Origin of the sequence: Ciceribacter sp. RN22 (assembly GCF_024054295.1) — a bacterium.
GTDB classification, from domain to species: Bacteria; Pseudomonadota; Alphaproteobacteria; order Rhizobiales; family Rhizobiaceae; genus Allorhizobium; species Allorhizobium lividum.
Window position 1 is genome coordinate 1 of record NZ_JAMXLD010000011.1, and the last position, 4,952, is coordinate 4,952.

Below are 4,952 nucleotides of genomic sequence, written 5' to 3' on the forward strand. Positions count from 1 at the left end.
CCCCGCTCGGGCTACGCCCTCCCGGGGCTCTCATGCGTGCGCCACAGTGGCCGACTTTTGCGCCGCCGCGTGGCCGGTTTTTACTCCGCCGTTGACACTTGCGGTATTCGGCGAGGTTCATCATCAAACCGACCTCACACCCCGAAATGCGCCGGGTAGCGCAGGTGGCGGCGACCGACATCCACGAACTGCGCGTCGCGCCTTGCTGCCCAGACGGCCGCGACATGGCCGATCGCCCAGATGGCAAGACCAGCGAGCCAGAGGCGAAGACCGAGACCGACGGCGCCGGCAAGCGTGCCGTTGACGATCGCAACCGAGCGCGGCGCACCGCCGAGCAGGATTTGTTCGGTGAGCGCCCGGCGGACCGGCGCATGGAAGCTGCGGATTTCGTAGTGTTCGGAGCCGAATGCCGTCATCAGACCAGCGCTCCGCCGCCGAAGGAGAAGAAGGAGAGAAAGAAACTCGAGGCGGCAAAGGCGATCGACAGGCCGAAGACGATCTGGATCAGCCGGCGGAAGCCGCCGGACGTGTCGCCGAAGGCGAGCGCCAGGCCCGTGGCGATGATGATGATCACGGCGATGATCTTGGCGACCGGCCCCTCGATGCTTTCGAGGATCTGCTCCAGCGGCTCCTCCCAGGGCATCGACGAACCTGCGGCATAAGCAGGTAGCGCTGCGAGCGAGACGGAGACCAGCACAGCCGTCCGCAAGACGGGCCGACGGCTTCGGTCAAACAGGCAAACGGCGGGCAAGCTCATTTCTTTTCTCCTTCGGGAAGGGATTGCGTTGCGAGAGGAATCTGCGCGTTGAGGGTCCGGTAGTCCCCGGTCACCGGATCGAGCCCCTCGACAAGGGCGATCTCGGTCAGGCACCGGGCGGTGCCGCGACCGGAGAGCACGGCAATGAGGTCGATCGTGTCGGCGATCAGCGCCCGCGGCACAGAGACCACGGCCTCCTGCACGAGCTGCTCCAGACGCCGGAGCGCACCGATCGCGGAACTGGCATGGATGGTGCCGATGCCGCCCGGATGACCGGTGCCCCAGGCTTTCAGGAGGTCGAGGGCTTCCGCACCACGCACCTCCCCGATCGGGATACGGTCGGGCCGGAGCCTGAGCGATGATTTGACGAGGTCGGAAAGCGAGGCGATGCCGTCTCTGGTGCGGAGCGCCACGAGATTGGGCGAGGCGCATTGGAGTTCGCGTGTATCCTCGATCAGCACGACGCGATCCGAGGACTTTGCGACTTCGGCGAGAAGCGCATTGGTCAGCGTCGTCTTGCCGGTCGAGGTTCCGCCGGCAACGAGAATATTCCTGCGCCGCTCCACCGAAAGCCGCAGCACGTCGGCCTGCGCCTCCGACATGATCCCGGCCGCGACATAGTCGGAAAGCGTGAAGACCGCGACCGCGGGCTTACGGATGGCGAAGGTAGCGGCGGCGACCACAGGCGGGAGGAGGCCTTCGAAGCGCTCCCCGGTTTCCGGAAGCTCCGCGGAGACGCGGGGGCTCCCGGGATGGACCTCGGCGCCGACATGGTGGGCGACGAGGCGGACAATACGCTCGCCGTCGGCGGCAAGAAGCGTCTCGCCCGTGTCCGCAAGCCCCTCTTTCAGGCGATCGACCCAGAGCCTGCCGTCGGGGTTGAGCATGATCTCGACGACGGCTGGATCGGCGAGATGACGCGCGATCGACGGACCCATCGCCGTGCGCAGCATGCGCGCGTCACGCGAGATCCTCTGCAAAACCTGCTCTTCATGTGCCGGCATCTGGTCCCCGTTTCCGGCGATCGGGTCAAATCTTCGATCGCGACGGGGATAATCAAGAAAGGCAGAAACAGCCGGTCCGCAACAGGATAATCGCCCGGTTCGTAAGGGGTCGTAGACGGTCGCAAGAATACTTGTCGGATGCGGTCAGCCCGAGCCATCAGCATAGCGCAGGCCCCAAGATCTACTCCGAGACTCATCACCGCCTACCGGAAGAACCCGACTGCCACGCCTCAAACGCACGGTGAGGCACAAGCCACCTCGGCGACCGCCGGTCCGTCGGATGAAAGCATCCGGCTTCGCCATCCGGGATGAGAAATGACTATTGGTGTTCCTCGGAGATTTCGTCTCCCAGCCTGTGTCCCGCGGCAAGGCGACGCCCAAGCGCCGCGACAAAGGCATCATACCGCTCCCCACCCTTCGCGCGAGCGGCGGCTTGTGCCGCGTCCGGAAGAGGGATCGTGGAATTCAGCCAGGAGCGGACGAAGAGCGCCAGCGTCTCGTTGGTGATCTCGACATCGCGCTCCAGCCGCTGAAGGTGACGTTCGATCCGGTCGAGGCGCTTGGCGACGGCCGCCTCCTTTCGCTCGTCCGCGTCCGGAGAGAGGAAGGAGGCGATCGCAGCCTCGGCGATCAGCGAAGCAGATTGCATGCGCCGATCCGCAGAATCCGACAGGCGCCGCTTGACATCCGCGTCCAGATAAACCGACAGACGTTGCTTCTTATCCGACCTTATCGCCATGTCCTATAGCTCCAGACCGTCGCCCGGATCCATGGACGCCTGCCGTGCGACCCGGCGCATCGCGCGTTGAAGCGATCGACCGAGATCGGCCTCGCGGTCAGGGCCTTCAGCATCCGGATCAAACTCGTTGATGATGGGTGCACGCGCCGATTCCGGCACCATCGCCTCGTGCTGCTCCAGTCCCGGCTCGCGCCGAATGCCCGAATTGGCCGCGTCACTCCCGTCTTTTCCCATCTTCGACGAACCAGCCTCGACTCCTTCATCCGGGCATCCGCGCGGTGGTTCGGCCTTTGCAGGGACGGTTCCACTCCACCACTCATCTTTCGCGGTTCTGGGTCCACCGGGCCCACCGGCCGCCGGTGCCGGAAGGATCCGGTCCCTGAAACGCTGGTCCTCGAAATACCTCGCCTTCTTCGTCCGGATCGGGGGAATGCCTGCGACCATGACGACCTCCTCGTCCGGCGGAAGCTGCATGACTTCGCCGGGCGTGAGAAGCGGCCGCGCCGTTTCCGCACGGGAAACCATCAGATGCGAGAGCCAGGGCGCCAGCCGATGTCCGGCATAGTTCTGCATGACGCGCAGTTCGGTCGCCATGCCGAGCGAATCCGAGACGCGTTTTGCCGTCCTCTCGTCGTTGGTCGCGAAGCTCACCCGCACATGGCAATTGTCGAGGATGGAATTGTTGGGCCCATAGGCTTTCTCGATCTGATTGAGAGATTGCGCAATGAGAAAAGCCTTGATGCCGTAGCCGGCCATGAAGGCGAGCGCGCTTTCGAAGAAGTCCAGTCGCCCAAGCGCGGGGAATTCGTCGAGCATCATCAACACGCGGTGACGGCGGTCGCCAGCGTGAAGATCCTCCGTGAGGCGCCGGCCGATCTGGTTCAGGATGAGGCGTACCAGCGGTTTCGTCCTCGAAATGTCGGAGGGCGGCACCACCAGATAGAGCGTCGCGGGACCGTCTGCTCCGGCAAGATCGGCGATCCGCCAGTCGCATCGCCGTGTGACGGTGGCCACAACGGGATCGCGGTAGAGCCCCAGAAACGACATGGCGGTCGAAAGCACGCCGGAGCGCTCGTTGTCGGACTTGTTCAAGAGCTCGCGCGCAGCACTTGCAACGACCGGATGCGGCCCGTCCTCGCCCAGATGCGGGGTGGTCATCATCACCGAGAGCGTGGTTTCGATCGGCCGGCGCGGATCGGAAAGAAAGGCCGCAACACCCGCCAGTGTCTTGTCCTCTTCCGCATAGAGGACGTGCAGGATTGCACCGACGAGGAGCGAATGGGACGTCTTCTCCCAGTGGTTCCGTCTTTCGAGCGAGCCCTCCGGATCGACGAGCACATCGGCGACATTCTGGACGTCTCTCACCTCCCACTCCCCCTTCCGGACTTCAAGCAGGGGATTGTAGGCGGCCGATTTCGCGTTGGTGGGATCGAAGAGCAGGACCCGGCCGTGCCTTGCCCTGAAGCCTGCCGTCAGCCCCCAGTTCTCCCCCTTGATGTCGTGAACGATGGCGGAGCCCGGCCAAGTCAGAAGCGTGGGCACCACCAGACCGATGCCCTTGCCTGACCGCGTCGGCGCAAAGCACAGGACATGCTCGGCACCATCGTGGCGGAGATAGGCGTCCCCGTAGCGGCCGATCACCACGCCGTCCTCGCCAAGGAGACCGGCGCCTTCGACTTCCGTGCGCTCCGCCCAGCGGGCGGAGCCATATGTGTGAGCTTCCCTGCTTTCGCGCGCACGCCAGATCGACATGGCCATAGCTGCAATAATGGCGATCAGTCCCCCGGAGGCGGCAATGGCACCCCCCTCGAGAAACAGCTGCGGCGCGTAGGCGTCAAAGGAAAACCACCACCAGAAGAAGGCAGGGGGAAGGTAAACTCTCTGACCGGCCAGCACAAACCAGGGATCTCCGAGCTGTGGCTGAAAGCCGAGCCGCCACGCGGTCCACTGGGTCGCGCTCCAGACCGCGACGAGAACGATCAGAAGGACAACGAAGATCTGGCCCCAGAGCACGCGCGCAGCCGACAAGGAAGTTCTTCTCCACACATGGTTCAAGCGTCAGAGAAGAGGAACTCCCGACAAGACTTCAATACCAATCAGCACCGCCGGCGTGGCCCGGCGAAGCCTGTCGGAAGAATACTGGCAGGTCGCGGCAACCCAGGCTGCGGTTTGACGTCATTGGAAAGCAACAAACCGAACCTTGGACTGGCATGTCGCGCCGCTCAGAACGGGCCGCGCGCGTCTAAGATCAAGTACCCGAAACGGCGCACTGGCTCAGGGAACTCGGCAAATCTCCAACGCCACCAGGCTACTCGCTTGTTTTTTAGATTGTTGAATTGCGCAGCGGGCGTAATAAGAAAGCAACGGTGTTAAGTTTCAAGCACCGTTGCTCGATAGTCTCGCATCCTGGCATTGAGGATGATGATCATCCTGCGCATGACGGCGACGATGG

General features: G+C 63.8%; 5 protein-coding genes. All 5 read right to left on the reverse strand.

The window, feature by feature from the left end:
• Nucleotides 1–134: 134 nt before the first annotated feature.
• Complete coding sequence (locus NHF53_RS22425; RefSeq protein WP_252836180.1) at nucleotides 135–416, reverse strand: VirB3 family type IV secretion system protein; 282 nt, start codon at nucleotides 414–416, stop codon at nucleotides 135–137.
• Complete coding sequence (locus NHF53_RS22430; protein ID WP_252836181.1) at nucleotides 416–757, reverse strand: TrbC/VirB2 family protein; 342 nt, start codon at nucleotides 755–757, stop codon at nucleotides 416–418. The genes NHF53_RS22425 and NHF53_RS22430 overlap by 1 nt, the downstream gene beginning before the upstream one ends.
• Nucleotides 754–1,710 carry a P-type conjugative transfer ATPase TrbB gene (gene trbB, locus NHF53_RS22435; protein ID WP_252836184.1) on the reverse strand — a complete coding sequence of 319 codons (957 nt, stop codon included), beginning with the start codon at nucleotides 1,708–1,710 and terminating at the stop codon, nucleotides 754–756. The genes NHF53_RS22430 and trbB overlap by 4 nt, the downstream gene beginning before the upstream one ends.
• A gap of 370 nt (nucleotides 1,711–2,080) precedes the next feature.
• Complete coding sequence (locus NHF53_RS22440) at nucleotides 2,081–2,500, reverse strand: CopG family transcriptional regulator (RefSeq protein ID WP_252836182.1); 420 nt, start codon at nucleotides 2,498–2,500, stop codon at nucleotides 2,081–2,083.
• A gap of 3 nt (nucleotides 2,501–2,503) precedes the next feature.
• A complete protein-coding gene (locus tag NHF53_RS22445) occupies nucleotides 2,504–4,528 on the reverse strand; it encodes a conjugal transfer protein TraG (protein WP_252836183.1) in 2,025 nt (674 codons plus the stop codon).
• Nucleotides 4,529–4,952 lie beyond the last annotated feature (424 nt).

Coding starts and splice junctions, on each gene's coding strand:
- NHF53_RS22425 (WP_252836180.1), bottom strand. CDS start 416: ATGACGGCATTCGGCTCCGAACACTACGAAATCCGCAGCTTCCATGCG.
- NHF53_RS22440 (WP_252836182.1), bottom strand. CDS start 2,500: ATGGCGATAAGGTCGGATAAGAAGCAACGTCTGTCGGTTTATCTGGAC.
- trbB (WP_252836184.1), bottom strand. CDS start 1,710: ATGCTGCGCACGGCGATGGGTCCGTCGATCGCGCGTCATCTCGCCGAT.
- NHF53_RS22430 (WP_252836181.1), bottom strand. CDS start 757: ATGAGCTTGCCCGCCGTTTGCCTGTTTGACCGAAGCCGTCGGCCCGTC.